Raw genomic sequence first — 15633 nt, forward strand, 5'->3', positions numbered from 1 at the left:
CCATGAACACGGACGCCCGCGCAACAATTAGAACAATCTGTGAACCGGGCGCTGACAAGCCGGAATTGTGACGCTATATATCCGTCACGAATTCACCGGACCGGGCTTTCGGCAGAGCGGAAAACCGTCTCCGCCTCGCGGCGCCGGCCAGTTTCAAACAGGCTGTCCATGTCAGAATTTTCCGGCGACACGCGCGATCCCCGGCGCAAAAAGATCCTGTTCCGGTGCTGGCACCGGGGCATGAAGGAAATGGATCTGCTTCTGGGCGGTTTCGCCGATGCCGAGATCGATCGCCTTGACGAAGAAGAACTGCGCGAACTGGAACATCTCCTGACCGCATATGATCAGGATCTCTACGCCTGGATGACCGGCCGCAAGCCGCTGCCCGAGGAATGGGACGGGCCGCTTTACCGCCGGATCATCGCCTATCATGAAACAGCCGGCCCGGCCGGCTTCGCAAAATAACAGACAGGACTGCATTCCGTGTTTGACAGGCTGCTCAAGGACAGGGCCAACGTCACGCTGGCCAGCGTGCCGGATGGTGCGGAAAGTTTTGCGCTTGCGCGCATGCTGGCCGAAGCCGGCGATGACGGTCTGGCGCTCGTCTTCATTGCCCGCGACGCCACCCGCATTTCGATGATCTCGGAAGCTCTGGGTTTCTTCGACAGCAGTGTCGAGATCCTCCAGTTGCCGGCCTGGGACTGCCTTCCCTATGACCGGGTATCGCCGAATGCGGCCATCAGCGCGCGCCGGCTTCTGGCGCTGGGGCAACTGGCACGCGGGGTTGCGCCCGGCCGGAAGACCGTCCTGCTGACCACCTTGAACGCGGCGCTGCAGCGCATGCCGGAACGCTCGTTCATGGCGGACCAGACCTTCTCGATGGCTCCGGGCAATCAGGTGGACATGGCCGCCATTTCCTCCTGGCTGGAAATGAACGGATTCTCGCGCACGCCGACAGTGCGCGAGACGGGTGAATTTGCCGTACGCGGCGGCATTGTCGACCTGTTCGCGCCCGGATCGGAAGAACCGGTCCGGCTGGATTTCTTCGGGGACACGCTGGAATCGATCCGCTCGTTCGACGCGGAGACCCAGCGCACATCGAAGCAGCTCAGGCGCCTCGACCTCGTGCCGATGAGCGAGGTCGTGCTGTCGCAGGACGCGATTTCCAGGTTCCGGCGGTCCTATCTGGCCGGCTTTGGTGCAACCAGCCGGGAAGACGTGCTCTACCAGTCGATCAGCGATGGCCGGCGTTATGCGGGCATGGAACACTGGTTGCCTCTGTTTCACGAGCGGCTTGAAACCCTGTTCGACTATATCGGCGACACGCCGGTCGTGCTCGACACCAGCACCGCCGATGCCGTGCGCGAACGCAGCGGCCAGGTGCAAGAATATTATCAGGCCCGCCAGGAAGCCCGGGAACTGGGCACGGCTGCCGGGAACGTGCCTTACATGCCGGTCGAACCGGAAAGCCTCTACGTGCTGGAGGACGAATGGACGACCGCGATCGCGGACCGGGCAACCGCGTCTCTCGATCCGTTCACGCCGCCACCGGGCAGCGGCAAGGTGGTCCTGGACCTTGGCGGGCGCCAGGGGCGAAGCTTTGCCGCGGAACGCGCTGCCGGCGATGTCAACATCTTCGACGCGCTGACAACCCATGTTCGTGACTTGCAGAAGCAGGGCAAGCGGACGGTGATCGCCTGCTGGTCGGAAGGCTCCCGCGACCGGCTGGGGCAGATCCTCGGCGATCACGGCCTGGGTGCGGTCCAGGAGGTTGAGACGCTCGCGGGCCTTGAAGCGCTGCCGGCCAAGACCACCGCACTTTGCGTTCTGGGTATCGAACACGGTTTCGAACTCGCCGATATCAGCTTTATCGGCGAGCAGGACATTCTGGGCGACCGTCTGGTGCGCAAATCGCGCCGCAAGGCCAAGGGCGCCAATGTCATAACGGAGGCGACCGGCCTCGCGGAAGGCGATCTGGTCGTCCATGTCGAGCACGGCATCGGCCGGTTCATCGGACTGAAGACGATCGAGGCGGTCGGCGCGCCACATGATTGCCTGGAACTGCAATATGCAGGTGGCGACAAGCTGTATCTGCCGGTCGAGAACATCGAGCTCCTGTCCCGCTACGGTTCGGAAGACCAGGAGGCACAACTCGACAAGCTCGGCGGCGGTGCCTGGCAGGCCCGCAAGGCCAAGCTCAAGAAACGCATTCTCGAGATTGCCGACGGCCTTATCAAGACCGCGGCGGCACGTGCGCTGAAAACTGCCCCTGTCGTGGAAACGCCCGAAGGGGTCTATGACGAGTTCGCCACCCGTTTTCCATACGAGGAAACGGAAGATCAGCTGACGGCGATCGACGCCGTTTTCGACGATCTTGCCTCCGGACGGCCGATGGACAGGCTGATCTGCGGAGATGTCGGCTTCGGCAAGACGGAAGTGGCTCTGCGGGCGGCGTTCCTTGCCGCCATGTCGGGCCGCCAGGTGGCGGTGGTTGTCCCGACAACCTTGCTGGCGCGCCAGCACTACAAGACTTTCAGCGAACGGTTCCACGGTTTGCCGATCAACGTCGGCCATGCGTCCCGTCTCGTGCCGACACGGGATTTGAACCTGACCAAGAAGGGGATCGCGGACGGTTCGGTCGATATCGTCGTCGGGACCCATGCCCTGCTCGGCAAATCGATCCAGTTCCGCGATCTCGGTCTCCTGATCATCGACGAAGAGCAGCATTTCGGTGTCAAGCACAAGGAACGGCTGAAGGAACTCAAGTCGGACGTTCATGTGATGACCCTGTCGGCCACGCCGATCCCGCGCACGCTTCAGCTTGCCCTCACCGGTGTGCGGGAGCTGTCGCTGATCGCGACGCCGCCGGTCGACAGGCTGGCGGTCAGAACCTTCGTTTCTCCCTTCGACCCGCTTGTTGTCAGGGAAGCCCTGCTTCGGGAGCATTATCGGGGTGGGCAGAGTTTCTACGTTTGTCCGCGGCTGGCCGATCTTGCCGAGCGGCGCGAGTTCCTGGAGAGCCAGGTCCCCGAACTGAAGGTGGCGGTCGCCCACGGGCAAATGCCGCCGAGCGAACTCGAGGACGTGATGAATGCCTTCTACGAGGGCAAGTACAACGTCCTGCTGTCGACCACGATCGTGGAATCGGGTCTCGACATTCCCACCGCGAACACGCTGATCGTGCATCGGGCCGACATGTTCGGCCTTGCACAGCTTTATCAGTTGCGCGGCCGGGTGGGCCGGTCGAAGACCCGGGCCTACGCGCTCTTCACCGTGCCTGCCAACAAGACGCTGACGGCGACGGCCGAGCGGCGCCTCAAGGTGCTGCAGTCGCTGGAAACGCTTGGTGCCGGCTTCCAGCTGGCCAGCCACGACCTGGATATTCGCGGCGCAGGCAATCTTCTGGGCGAGGAGCAGTCCGGCCACGTCAGGGAAGTCGGCTTCGAGCTCTATCAGCAGATGCTGGAAGAGGCGGTTGCCCAGCTGAAGGATGGTGGCGCCGATTTCGGCGACGAAAAATGGTCGCCGCAAATCAATATCGGCACACCGGTTCTGATCCCGGAGACCTATGTCAGCGACCTGCAACTGCGCCTGCAGCTCTACCGGCGTCTCGGCGATGTCACCGAAGCCGAAGAGATCGACGCGTTCGGAGCCGAACTGATCGACCGGTTCGGACCGTTGCCCGAAGAGGTCCAGCATCTCCTGAAGATCGTCTACATCAAGGGGCTGTGCCGCAAGGCCAACGTGGAGAAGGTGGATGCCGGGCCGAAGGGCATTGTCCTGACCTTCCGCAACAGTGAATTCGCGAACCCAGCCGGGCTCGTCTCCTATATTGCCGAGCAGGGCGTGCTGGCCAAGATCCGTCCGGACCAGAAGGTTGTGCTGACACGGGACTGGGAGAATACGGACACGCGCCTGAAAGGGGCAGCGGCGGTCCTGACCAAACTGGCACGTCTGGCAACGCCTTGATGGCTCTGATGCGCGGATTTTCCGGGCGCACAGGCCGGCTTGTTCCGGGGCCGGGCACAGGCTCTCCGTTCAGTTTCCTTCCGGCCAGCCCTCCGCGCCCACAAGCGGAACGAATGCGACGCTTCCCAGATTGTCCGTGTGAAACGAGCCGTCCGGCATCCGCGTGACCCGAATGAGATCCTGATCTGATTGCCGGTTGCCGACCGGGATGACCAGACGGCCACCGGGTTTCAGTTGCGCTTTCAGCTCCACGGGTACGACCGGCGCCCCGGCGGCGACCGAGATTGCGTCGTAAGGAGCTTTCGGCTCGTAGCCGAGAGAGCCGTCACCGTCGTGAACCTCGATGTTGCGATAGCCGGCCTGTTGCAGGTTCTTCCTGGCGAGAGCGGTCAGTTCCGGAATGCGTTCGACGGAAACAACGGAGCGGCAGAGCTCCGAGAGCACCGCTGCCGCGTAACCGGAGCCTGTGCCGACATCCAGGCAATCACAGTTTCTGGTCAGGGCGAGCGCCTCGCACATCAGGGCAACGATGTAGGGCTGGGAAATTGTCTGGTAATGTCCGATCGCCAGCGGCCCGTCCCAATATGCTTTTGTCCGGCGCGTGCCGGACACGAACAGATGCCTTGGCACCTTCGCCATGGCCGCCAGGACCCGCGCGTCGCTGATACCTCGCCGGCGGAGCTGGGAAGTCACCATTTTGTCGCGTTCGTCCGCAAACGGGTCCATGGCATTGCTTCTTCCGGTTGAATCTTCGCCGGTTGAAATTTGTCGGGGGATTCATTTTCCCTCTCAAGACTCTATTAAACCTAAATCCGCATAGTGAGGGGATAAAGAGACCAGTAGTTCAGCGTTAAGGTCCAAAGAGTGCCCCGAGCAGCCACCCGTCAGCGAAAGCAATCCTTTCTTCGCCGCCTGATCACACCTGCCATTGCGATTGCAGCCCTGGGTTACTTCGGGTTTCACGCAATGAGTGGTGAGCTCGGGATTGTCGGCCGTGCCATGATCGAGCGGCAGGTGTCCGAACTCGAACAGGAATTGTCGGTGCTGACTGCGCAGCGCCATGACCTGCTCGCCCGGGTCAGTCTGCTGCGGCCGGAAAGTCTCGACCCGGATATGCTGGACGAGCGGGCCAGACTCAATCTCAATCTGGTGCATGCTGACGAGCTGGTGGTCCTGCGCCCGGGGCACCGCTATGAGATGAACTGAAAAATAGTTCATTTTCCGCGTTTAACAAAAATTCAGTTAAAATATAAATAGACAAGCATTAACATTGGTTTAGTGCTGATTTATTATGTGATTTTGATGGATTGGATTGACAGCAGCGACAAGATAAGTTGCTGCTAACTGTCTTAGGGGAAACGTTACGCCGAGAAGAGGGTTATGGCCGCAGCATCAAAAACCACTTCCGCTAGCTCGAAGAGCACCAGCCGGAGCCGCAGTTCCGCCAAGAAGGCGCAACCAGCGATCGCAGAGTTCGACAAGGACCGGGAACTTCACGCCTACCGAGAAATGCTTCTGATTCGACGATTTGAGGAAAAAGCCGGACAATTGTACGGCATGGGCCTCATCGGCGGATTCTGTCACTTGTATATCGGCCAGGAAGCGGTCGTCGTCGGCATGCAGATGGCCAAGAAGGACGGCGATCAGATGATCACCGGCTACCGGGATCATGGCCACATGCTGGCGATGGACCTCGACCCGAAAGGTGTCATGGCCGAGCTGACCGGGCGCCGCGGCGGCCTGTCGAAAGGCAAGGGCGGCTCCATGCACATGTTCTCCAAGGAAAAGCACTTCTACGGCGGGCACGGCATCGTGGGCGCGCAGGTCTCGCTCGGCACCGGCCTCGGCTTTGCCAACAAGTATCGCGAGAACGGCAACGTGGCGATGGCCTTCTTCGGCGATGGCGCCTCCAATCAGGGCCAGGTCTACGAGAGCTTCAACATGGCCGAACTCTGGAAACTTCCGGTCGTCTATGTGATCGAGAACAATAAATACGGCATGGGCACCAGTGTTGCCCGCGCTTCCGCCACCACCGACCTTTCCCAGCGCGGGGCCTCATTCGGCATTTCGGGCGCCCAGGTCGACGGCATGGATGTGCGTGCGGTCATGGCCGCGGCCGAGAAAGCCCTGACCTGGTGCCGCGAGGGCAAGGGTCCCTACATTCTGGAAATGATCACTTACCGGTATCGTGGCCACTCCATGTCCGATCCGGCGAAATACCGCTCGAAGGACGAAGTCCAGAAAATGCGCTCGGAGCATGATCCGATCGAGCAGGTCCGTGCACGGTTGCTGGAACAGGGCTGGGCTTCCGAAGACGATCTCAAGGGGATCGACAAGGAAATCCGGGCCAGGGTGGCCGAGGCCGCCGAATTCGCCCAGACCGATCCGGAGCCGGACGCGTCCGAACTCTACACCGACATTCTGCTCTAACGCCGGGGATTAACATGCCGATCGACATTTTGATGCCGGCGCTTTCGCCGACAATGGAAGAAGGCAAGCTGGCCAAGTGGCTGAAAGCCGAAGGTGACAGCGTTGCTGCGGGCGACGTGATCGCCGAAATCGAGACCGACAAGGCCACCATGGAAGTGGAAGCGGTCGACGAAGGCACGCTGGGCAAGATCCTCGTCGCCGAGGGTACCGACAACGTCAAGGTCAACGAGAAGATTGCCGTTCTCCTTGCCGAGGGTGAGGACGCCGGCGCGATCGACGCCGCGGCCGCCGCGCCTGCGCCTGCGCAAGCTCCTGCAGAAACACCGAGCGCGCCCGCCGTTGCTTCCGCACCGACACCGCAGGCTCCGGCACCGGAGACCGCCGAGGATCCGGAAGTGCCGGCCGGGACAGCCATGAAATCCTCGACCGTCCGCGAAGCGTTGCGCGACGCGATGGCCGAGGAAATGCGCCGTGACGCTGACGTCTTCGTCATGGGCGAGGAAGTCGCCGAATACCAGGGCGCCTACAAGATCACGCAAGGGTTGCTGGATGAATTCAGCGAAAAGCGCGTGATCGACACGCCGATCACCGAACACGGCTTTGCCGGTCTGGGTGTCGGCGCGGCCATGTCCGGATTGAAACCGATCGTCGAGTTCATGACCTTCAACTTCGCCATGCAGGCGATTGACCAGATCATCAACTCGGCCGCCAAGACGCTCTACATGTCCGGCGGCCAGATGGGGGCGCCGATCGTGTTCCGAGGTCCCAATGGCGCGGCAGCCCGCGTCGGCGCACAGCATTCCCAGGACTATGCCGCCTGGTATGCGCATGTGCCCGGCCTCAAGGTCATCCAGCCCTATTCGGCTGCCGACGCGAAGGGCCTTCTGAAGGCCGCGATCCGTGATCCGAATCCGATCATCTTCCTGGAAAACGAGATCCTCTACGGGCAATCGTTCGATGTTCCGGACATGGAAGATTTTGTCCTGCCCATCGGCAAGGCGAAGATCGAGCGCGGCGGCACGGATGTCACGGTGGTGTCGTGGAGCATCGGCATGACTTATGCCTTGAAGGCTGCCGAGGAACTTGCCGGAATGGGCATTTCCGCGGAGGTCATCAACCTGCGCACGATCCGTCCCCTGGATATCGATACGGTTCTGGCTTCGGTCCGCAAGACCGGACGTCTGGTGACGGTGGAAGAAGCCTATCCGATGTGCTCCGTTTCCTCGGAAATCGCGTTCCAGGTTCAGGAAAAGGGCTTCGATTATCTCGACGCACCGATCCTGCGCGTGACCGGCAAGGACGTTCCGATGCCCTATGCCGCGAACCTGGAAAAGCTGGCGCTGCCGAATGTCGGGGACGTTATCGATGCGGTCAAAGCCGTAACCTACACAGCCTGAGGCGCGGGAGACGGACATGCCAATCAATATCACCATGCCGGCCCTTTCTCCGACAATGGAGGAGGGCAACCTGGCCAAATGGCTGGTCAAGGAAGGCGACAAGGTCTCTGCCGGTGATGTCATCGCCGAGATCGAGACCGACAAGGCGACGATGGAAGTCGAAGCCGTCGACGAGGGCACGGTCGGCAAGATCGTCGTGCCCGACGGTACGGAAGGCGTCAAGGTCAATGCACTGATCGCCGTTCTGCTGGAAGACGGCGAAGATGCCGGTGCCATCGATACATCGGGTGGCGCTTCTGACGCTTCCGGGGCGCCTTCCGGCGGCGACAAGGCGCCGGCCGTGCCGGACAGCGCTCCGGTGATCGAAACCGGCGCCGCGGCCGCAAGCGAGCCGGTTCCGGCTCCTAAGGCTGCCGATGGCGGGCGCATCTTTGCTTCGCCGCTGGCCCGCCGGCTTGCTCAGCTCAACGGTCTCGACCTGAAGGCGCTCAAGGGGACAGGCCCGCACGGGCGTGTCATCAAGCGCGACATCGAGGCCGCTCTGGAAGCGGGAACCGGCAAGGCCGCTCCGGCCGCCGCCGAGGCTCCGAAGGCGGCCGCGGCACCTGCTCTGGCCACTGGCCCGTCCGCCGATCAGGTGCTGAAGCTTTACGACGAAGGGTCCTACGAGCTGGTGCCGCATGACGGCATGCGCAAGACCATCGCCAAGCGCCTGACCGAGTCCAAGCAGACCATTCCGCATTTCTATGTTTCCGTGGATTGCGAACTGGACGCATTGCTGGCGCTCCGGGCTCAGCTCAACAGCGCTGCGCCGAAGGACAAGGAAGGCACTCCCGCCTACAAGCTGTCGGTCAACGACATGACCATCAAGGCGCTGGCCCTTGCCCTGCGGGATGTTCCGGATGCGAATGTCTCCTGGACCGACGACAACATGGTCATCCACAAGCACGCCGATGTCGGTGTTGCCGTGTCGATCCCGGGGGGGCTGATCACACCGATCATCCGCCGGGCGGAGGAAAAGCCTCTGTCCGTCATCTCCAACGACATGAAAGACCTGGGCAAGCGCGCGAAAGAGCGCAAGCTCAAGCCGGAAGAGTACCAGGGCGGCACCACGGCTGTTTCCAACATGGGCATGATGGGCGTGAAGAACTTCTCGGCGGTCGTCAACCCGCCGCACGCGACCATCCTGGCCGTCGGCGCCGGCGAGAAGCGCCCGGTCGTCAAGGACGGCGAATTGTCCGTGGCCACGGTCATGAGCGTGACCTTGTCCACCGACCATCGTTGCGTGGACGGAGCGCTTGGGGCGCAAGTGCTCGGGGCCTTCAAGGGCTACATCGAAAATCCGATGAGCATGCTGGTCTGAGGCATGGTCTCCGGCGCGGCGGCAACGCCGCGCCGTTTTTGAACGATGACTTCTTGTGCCGGGGAAAACACCATGGCTGACACCAATTACGACGTGATCATCATCGGCTCGGGGCCGGGCGGATACGTGACCGCAATCCGGGCCGCGCAGCTGGGTTTCAAGACCGCAATCATTGAGCGCGAACACCTGGGCGGGATCTGCCTCAACTGGGGCTGCATTCCGACCAAGGCCCTGCTGCGCTCCGCTGAAATCCTCGACCACGCCAATCATGCAAAGAGCTTCGGCCTGACGCTCGAAGGCACCATCAAAGCCGACGTCAAGGATGTCGTCGCACGTTCGCGCGGCGTCTCCGCACGGCTGAACGGCGGCGTCGGCTTTCTGATGAAAAAGAACAAGATCGATGTGATCTGGGGCGAGGCCAAGCTCACGAAACCGGGCCAGGTCGTTGTCGGCAAGTCGTCCAAACCCGTTGTCGAGCCGCAGAATCCGGTTCCCAAGGGCGTGAAAGGCGAGGGCACCTACACTGCCAAGCACATCATCGTCGCAACCGGCGCCCGTCCGCGTGCGCTGCCGGGAATCGAGCCGGACGGAAAGCTGATCTGGACCTATTTCGAGGCCATGAAACCGGCGAAGATGCCGCAATCTCTGGTCGTGATGGGTTCCGGTGCCATCGGCATCGAGTTCGCCTCCTTCTATCTTTCCATGGGTGTCGACGTGACGGTCGTCGAGCTGATGGCCAACGTGATGCCGGTCGAGGACGAGGAAATCTCGAAATTCGCCCGCAAGGCGCTCGAAAAACGCGGTCTGAAGATCATCACCGAAGCCAAGGTGACCAAGGTCGACAAGGCGGCGAATTCGATCACCGCGCATGTCGAGACCAAGGACGGCAAGGTCAGCCAGATCAAGGCCGATCATCTGATCTCCGCTGTCGGTGTCCAGGGCAATATCGAGAACATCGGTCTTGAGGCGCTCGGGGTGAAAACCGACCGCGGCTGTGTCGTCATCGACGAATACGGTCGCACCAACGTTGCCGGCCTCTATGCCATCGGCGATGTTGCCGGCCCGCCGATGCTGGCCCACAAGGCCGAGCACGAAGGGGTGATCTGCATCGAGAAGATTGCCGGCGTTCCGGGTGTTCACGCGATGGATCACCGCAAGATCCCGGGCTGTACCTATTGCAACCCGCAGGTCGCCTCCGTCGGTCTGACCGAAGCCAGGGCCAAGGAGCAGGGCCGGGACATCCGGGTCGGACGCTACAGTTTCAATGCCAACGGCAAGGCCATCGCGCTTGGTGAGGACAATGGCCTTATCAAGGTGATCTTCGACAAGGCGTCCGGTGAACTTCTGGGGGCGCATATGTGCGGCGCGGAAGTGACCGAACTGATCCAGGGGTTCGTGGTTGCCATGAACCTGGAAACGACCGAAGAAGAGCTGATGCACACGATCTTCCCGCATCCGACCCTGTCGGAAATGATGAAGGAAGCCGTGCTCGACGCCTATGGCCGCGTTCTGAACGCCTGATTGACAAGGCACCCGGCAACACAGGTTGCCGGGACAAACGTCTGCAGACCCGGACGGGACAGTCGGAAAACTTTCGGTGCTTCCGTGCTGGACGCGTCCTCTCAACAGGGTAACGTGTGTCCGTCGGGGCAAAGAGGCAAAGGGAGCTTTCAGTCATGGATGTAAAAGCAATTCTTATCTGGGTGGCGATCGGCATCATCGCCGGTTGGCTGGCAAGCATTGTCGTCGGTGGCGGCGGCCTGATCCGTTATCTGATCATCGGTCTCGTGGGCGCATTTGTCGGCGGGTTCCTGTTCAAGCTTGCGGGCATCAACATCAATCTCGGCAATCAATACGTGAACGAGGTCGTTGTCGCGGCCATCGGGGCGATCGTTGTGGTGCTGCTTGCGCGGCTGATCGCTTAAGTCTGGTCTGGAAAAGGAGCCCGCGATGGGTCTGATCATCACAGTCATCATCGGCCTCATCGCCGGCGCCGTCGCCCACCGGGTTCTGAACAGCCGGGGCGGGTTCCTGGGCAGCCTGGTCGTCGGCCTGATCGGTGCCCTTGTCGGCGGCGAACTGGCGTCTCTTTTCGATCTCAATGTGACCGGCGGCATTCTCGACAGGCTGATCATTTCCGTCGTCGGTGCGATCCTGTTCCTGTTCCTGTGGAAGAAACTGTTCAAGTGACGGGCGGGACGATCTCTTGACTTCGATCGCCGATTTCCCGCTGAAGGCCAGAGACAAGCTGCGCTACGCGGATACGGACCGTCAGGGACATGTCAACAACGCTGTCTTCGCGACCTTCCTGGAAACAGGACGTGTCGAAGTCATCGTCGGCGACGGGCTTGCCGATACGGGCGCTGCCTTTGTGATCGCACGGCTGGAACTGGACTTCCTCGCCGAGGTCAACTGGCCGGGCGAGGTGGAGATCGGCACAGCGGTTCTGGATATCGGCAGAAGCTCGTTCAAACTGTTTCAGACGGTGTTTCAGGACGCGGCACCGGTTGCGAAGGCTGTCACGGTGATCGTTCAGATGAACGAGGACACAAGAAAGTCCCATCCACTGACGGACAATGCGCGCGCGAAGCTGGAAAAACTGTGCAGTCCTGCAATAATCACATAGCAGTCTCGCCGGCATTACGGCTTGACCTATCAAGGCAATAGCGACACTTAGAACCCATGGTTACGATCGTCGACACGCTCAATCGCCCTCAGCAGACCTCCGATGCGCGGCCGCGTCATCCGGAAAAGGCGCATCGCCCGGACAATCCGGTGCAGCGAAAGCCGAAATGGATTCGCGTCAAGGCGCCGACATCACCGGTCTATCGCGAGACCCAGGAAGTGGTCCGTGAAAACAACCTGGTAACCGTGTGCGAGGAAGCAGGCTGCCCCAACATCGGCGAATGCTGGTCGAAGAAGCATGCCAGTTTCATGATCCTGGGCGATACCTGCACCCGCGCCTGTGCCTTCTGCAACGTGCGCACGGGCATGCCGGGTCCGGTCGACCCGAAGGAGGCACAGGGCGTCGCCGACGCGGTCGCCGCCATGGGGCTGGAACATGTCGTCATCACCTCCGTAGACCGGGACGATCTGGAGGACGGCGGCGCACGGCATTTCGCCGATGTGATCCAGGCGATCCGCAACACGTCGCCTTCGACGACCGTCGAAGTGCTGACACCCGACTTCCTGCGCAAGGACAGCGCCCTTGAAATTGTCGTCGAGGCGAAGCCGGATGTGTTCAACCACAACCTGGAAACCGTGCCGTCGAAATATCTGACGGTCCGGCCGGGCGCCCGCTATTTCCACTCGATTCGTATTCTCCAGAAGGCCAAGGAACTCGATCCGGAAATGTTCACCAAGTCCGGCATCATGGTCGGGCTCGGCGAGGTCCGCAACGAGGTGCTTCAGCTGATGGACGATCTCAGGGCGGCCGATGTCGATTTCCTGACGATCGGGCAATACCTGCAACCGTCCAAGAAGCATCATCCCGTGATGGACTTCATCACGCCGGAGGACTTCAAGGGCTTTGAGCGGATCGCCTACGCCAAGGGCTTCCTCAAGGTGTCGGCAAGTCCGCTGACGCGTTCCTCGCACCACGCGGGCGAGGATTTCGCCGATCTGCGGGCGGCGCGCAAGGCCAAGCTCGGTCACTGATGATTTGATGCAACAGGACCCGTGAACCTGAATGCCCAGCTTTTCCTCCACCCACAAGGTCAATCACTGCGCGGATGACATGTTCCGGCTGGTTGCGGATGTGGAACAGTATCCGCAATTCGTGCCGCTGTGCCAGGATCTGAATGTGCGCGGGCGCAAGGAACTCGAGGACGGACGTACGGTCCTTGTCGCCGACATGACCGTTGCCTACAAGCTGTTCAAGGAAACCTTCACCAGCCGGGTTGAACTGAAGCCGGACGAACGGACAATCCTGGTGGAGTATCTGGACGGCCCCTTCAAGCATCTGGAGAACACCTGGACCTTCGAGGAGGCAGGGGACGGGCGCAGCACTGTCGGTTTCTTCATATCCTACGAATTCCGAAGCAGGACGCTGGGGTCGCTCATGGGGGTCATGTTCGACAAGGCTTTCCGGAAGTTCTCAACCGCGTTCGAGGCGCGGGCCGATCAGGTTTACGGAACCTGACGGTTTTCCGGAGACATCCTATTTGAATTGCTTGAAGGCGTCCCGGATGATGCGGATGCGACCGGACTGCATGTCACGGGGTTCGTTCTTGCCGCGGATGCGTTCGACTTCGGCCTTTTTCAGACCCAGATCATCCAGCGTCGCGAAATCCGCGTAGTCGGCGCACACGATCCTGCGGCCGGAGCCGACATTTTCTTCCAGAATCAGTCTTCGGCCCGCGGCCGCCTCTTCTTCCGTCCAGATCACGGTGCCGGAGGAGACCCAGAAGGTCCGATCGCAATAGCGGGCTTCGTGATAGCCGTCCTTAGGCCGGGTCAGAATTTCATGAAAGCCTGTAAATGTGCCGTTGGAATACTGGGAGCGAATGTAGAAATCGCCCTGGGCAATGGCTTCGCCTGCCAGACTGAAGCTGGTGAGCATCGATACCGCAAGGATCAGCCGGGAGCGTTTCATCTCAGGATTTCCCTATATACTTTGTTGCGCCGCCCGTTCCCTTTATGAATTCTAGCTTCGATCGCTTACCCGAGCCTTACCATTGCCGGGTTCAGCACCGGTCTATTTGCTGTGATAGGATTTTGTCGCTTTGCCCGCCGGTTCGGTCTGAAAGGATTCCCTGATGGCCGCGAACCGGTTCACCCTGCTTTCGGTGATGCCGTCATTCTGGACCACGATGCGCGGATCCTCGCTGATGCCCAGTCCGTCGAGCGTGACCTGGGTTTCCGGATGTGCGCAGATCGGGCGCCAGCCCTTGCCCCTGTTGTATTCGACCCGGACAACATAGTCCTGCTTGACCTCAAGTTCCGTCCAGGCGACGGTCGCGTAGCGAACCCAGTAGGATCGGCCGCAATACTGGACCTTGATCAGTCCGTCGGCCATGCGTCTGTAAATCCGGTGAGAGCCCCGGAACATCTCGTTGTCGTCCCGGGAGATGATGTATGTATCTCCGGACTTGGGCAGTTTCCCCCCGGCAACGGCTCCGGTGCTGGCCAGACCGATTATACCGGCCGCAAGAAGAATGCGCTGGACTGACATATACGTTCCCCGTACCCACAATTCGTCTAACGAAATTGACCCCTGTCAATGATCATATTAGCAAAAGTCTCTGTAGGACTTCTCTTGGACGCCCGGGCAATTTGATTAAAATTCTTTTGGTTTTGTCTGCTGCTGAAGCGCCGGTTTTTCCGGTGAGATCCGTCCGGTTGGTCAGGCGCTCGCAGACCGACAGGCCAGGGGGGGGCGAGGATCGCTAGCGGGTGTGGTACGAACTGTCGCCGGCATCGGTCCTGCCGGCCTGGAACATGGCGCCGATGGCGGACAGCCGTCCTTGGCCGGATGCACTTTCATCCACGCTGGCAAGAACTTCGTTGGCGCTGATGCTGATGCCGAGGTCGCTCAGGGTCACCTGAAGTTCGGGGTGATTGCAGACCGGGCGCCAGCCGCGCCTGAAATTGTACTCGATCTGAACGGTGTGTCCGCGCTCGATTTCCAGTTGCACCCAGGCCACCGAATGACTGCGAACAAAATAGGTGCGCCGGCAATAGGACACCTTGTTCGTGCCCAGCATTTCGTCCTGAAACAGTTTGTGGCTGCCAACGAAAATTCCGTGCCGGTCTCTGGAAATCAGGTGGAAGTCGCCAGGTGTCGTGGTCGCGTCGGCCTTGGCCACACCGCACAGGCACAAGGTGACAAGCAGAAGGATCGAATACTTCATCATGGCTAAGCTTTGCGTGGTTTCCGTTCAGGCGAGACAAGCGGACCATAGGGGGCGCGAGACCGGAAACCCAGCAAGACCTTGTTGAAGCGTTAATGTGATTTTACTTCGGAAATTGCATTTAAAATCGATATTAGAGAAGTTTGAACGGTTGCAAGGCGGATCTTCTGGCGGCCGGTATCGGGGAACAGGCGGTGAAGGTGTTCCGTCGGTGCGTCCTTGCGGGCAAGAGCGAAGTGAACAGTGCCCACCGGTTTTTCGGTGCTGCCGCCTCCCGGTCCGGCAATGCCGGTGACCGAGACCGCGAGGTCCGCCCCGGACCGGCGCAAGGCCCCTTCCGCCATGGCAATGGCGACCTCCCTGCTGACTGCGCCGACTGTCTCGATCAGGTCCCGCGGCACGCCGAGCATGTCGGTCTTTGCGTCGTTCGAGTAGGTGACGAAACCGCGATCCACGACCGCGGACGAGCCCGCGATTTCGGTGAGAGCGGCGCAGATCAGGCCGCCGGTGCATGATTCCGCCGTGGCGACCATCCGGTCGGCGGCTTTCAGGGCATCCAGAACCGATGCCGCGAGCGGGGCAAGGTCGTCCAGGCTGTCCGGTGACGGGTCGTTCATGCGCT

The 15633-nt window shown here is 60.9% G+C and carries 17 protein-coding genes; 12 read left to right on the forward strand and 5 right to left on the reverse strand.

Going from position 1 to position 15633, the window contains the following annotated elements:
• The first annotated feature begins 168 nt into the window (after positions 1-168).
• Both AC0VX3_RS14380 and mfd read left to right on the forward strand, forming a co-directional pair.
• Positions 169-465 carry an FAD assembly factor SdhE gene (locus tag AC0VX3_RS14380; RefSeq protein WP_475521093.1) on the forward strand — a complete coding sequence of 99 codons (297 nt, stop codon included), beginning with the start codon at positions 169-171 and terminating at the stop codon, positions 463-465.
• 18 nt (positions 466-483) lie between these two features.
• Positions 484-3969 (forward strand): transcription-repair coupling factor, encoded by a 3486-nt coding sequence (gene mfd, locus AC0VX3_RS14385; protein WP_475521094.1) that lies wholly within the window; start codon positions 484-486, stop codon positions 3967-3969.
• Positions 3970-4038: 69 nt separating this feature from the next.
• On the opposite strand, the gene AC0VX3_RS14390 is transcribed toward mfd, so the two are convergent.
• Positions 4039-4695: a protein-L-isoaspartate(D-aspartate) O-methyltransferase gene (locus AC0VX3_RS14390; protein WP_475521095.1), complete on the reverse strand. Its 657-nt coding sequence runs from the start codon at positions 4693-4695 to the stop codon at positions 4039-4041.
• Positions 4696-4833: 138 nt separating this feature from the next.
• On the opposite strand from AC0VX3_RS14390, the gene AC0VX3_RS14395 reads away from it, so the two are divergent.
• The 10 genes from AC0VX3_RS14395 to AC0VX3_RS14440 all read left to right on the forward strand — a co-directional run bounded on the left by AC0VX3_RS14395 (position 4834) and on the right by AC0VX3_RS14440 (position 13300).
• Positions 4834-5175: an FtsB family cell division protein gene (locus AC0VX3_RS14395; protein WP_475521096.1), complete on the forward strand. Its 342-nt coding sequence runs from the start codon at positions 4834-4836 to the stop codon at positions 5173-5175.
• Between the two features lie 174 nt (positions 5176-5349).
• Positions 5350-6399, forward strand: a complete 1050-nt coding sequence (pdhA, locus tag AC0VX3_RS14400; protein WP_475521097.1) for a pyruvate dehydrogenase (acetyl-transferring) E1 component subunit alpha — start codon at positions 5350-5352, stop codon at positions 6397-6399.
• A 14-nt stretch (positions 6400-6413) separates the two neighbouring features.
• Complete coding sequence (locus AC0VX3_RS14405; protein WP_475521098.1) at positions 6414-7796, forward strand: pyruvate dehydrogenase complex E1 component subunit beta; 1383 nt, start codon at positions 6414-6416, stop codon at positions 7794-7796.
• A gap of 16 nt (positions 7797-7812) precedes the next feature.
• Positions 7813-9159 (forward strand): pyruvate dehydrogenase complex dihydrolipoamide acetyltransferase, encoded by a 1347-nt coding sequence (locus AC0VX3_RS14410; protein WP_475521099.1) that lies wholly within the window; start codon positions 7813-7815, stop codon positions 9157-9159.
• 72 nt (positions 9160-9231) lie between these two features.
• Entirely contained in the window at positions 9232-10680 is a 1449-nt protein-coding gene (gene lpdA / locus AC0VX3_RS14415; protein WP_475521100.1) for a dihydrolipoyl dehydrogenase, read from the forward strand.
• A 155-nt stretch (positions 10681-10835) separates the two neighbouring features.
• Positions 10836-11084, forward strand: a complete 249-nt coding sequence (locus AC0VX3_RS14420) for a GlsB/YeaQ/YmgE family stress response membrane protein (protein ID WP_342895129.1) — start codon at positions 10836-10838, stop codon at positions 11082-11084.
• Positions 11085-11109: 25 nt separating this feature from the next.
• Positions 11110-11349 (forward strand): GlsB/YeaQ/YmgE family stress response membrane protein, encoded by a 240-nt coding sequence (locus tag AC0VX3_RS14425; RefSeq protein ID WP_342895130.1) that lies wholly within the window; start codon positions 11110-11112, stop codon positions 11347-11349.
• 16 nt (positions 11350-11365) lie between these two features.
• Positions 11366-11785, forward strand: coding sequence for an acyl-CoA thioesterase (locus AC0VX3_RS14430; RefSeq protein ID WP_475521101.1), 420 nt, complete (start codon positions 11366-11368; stop codon positions 11783-11785).
• Between the two features lie 56 nt (positions 11786-11841).
• Positions 11842-12816 carry a lipoyl synthase gene (gene lipA, locus AC0VX3_RS14435; protein ID WP_475521102.1) on the forward strand — a complete coding sequence of 325 codons (975 nt, stop codon included), beginning with the start codon at positions 11842-11844 and terminating at the stop codon, positions 12814-12816.
• 31 nt (positions 12817-12847) lie between these two features.
• Positions 12848-13300, forward strand: a complete 453-nt coding sequence (locus AC0VX3_RS14440; protein ID WP_475521103.1) for a type II toxin-antitoxin system RatA family toxin — start codon at positions 12848-12850, stop codon at positions 13298-13300.
• Between the two features lie 18 nt (positions 13301-13318).
• Here the strand turns inward: AC0VX3_RS14440 and AC0VX3_RS14445 are convergent, their stop codons facing one another.
• From AC0VX3_RS14445 to AC0VX3_RS14460, 4 genes are all read right to left on the reverse strand, one after another.
• Entirely contained in the window at positions 13319-13753 is a 435-nt protein-coding gene (locus AC0VX3_RS14445; RefSeq protein WP_475521104.1) for a hypothetical protein, read from the reverse strand.
• Between the two features lie 102 nt (positions 13754-13855).
• Positions 13856-14332, reverse strand: a complete 477-nt coding sequence (locus tag AC0VX3_RS14450) for a hypothetical protein (RefSeq protein ID WP_342895135.1) — start codon at positions 14330-14332, stop codon at positions 13856-13858.
• A 214-nt stretch (positions 14333-14546) separates the two neighbouring features.
• Positions 14547-15014, reverse strand: coding sequence for a hypothetical protein (locus AC0VX3_RS14455; RefSeq protein ID WP_475521105.1), 468 nt, complete (start codon positions 15012-15014; stop codon positions 14547-14549).
• Between the two features lie 89 nt (positions 15015-15103).
• The gene (locus tag AC0VX3_RS14460; protein ID WP_475521106.1) at positions 15104-15628 is read right to left on the reverse strand and encodes a CinA family protein; all 525 of its coding nucleotides are present in this window, start codon (positions 15626-15628) and stop codon (positions 15104-15106) included.
• Positions 15629-15633: the final 5 nt, after the last annotated feature.

The sequence above is a fragment of the Roseibium sp. QJM3NY_11 genome, assembly GCF_056173175.1.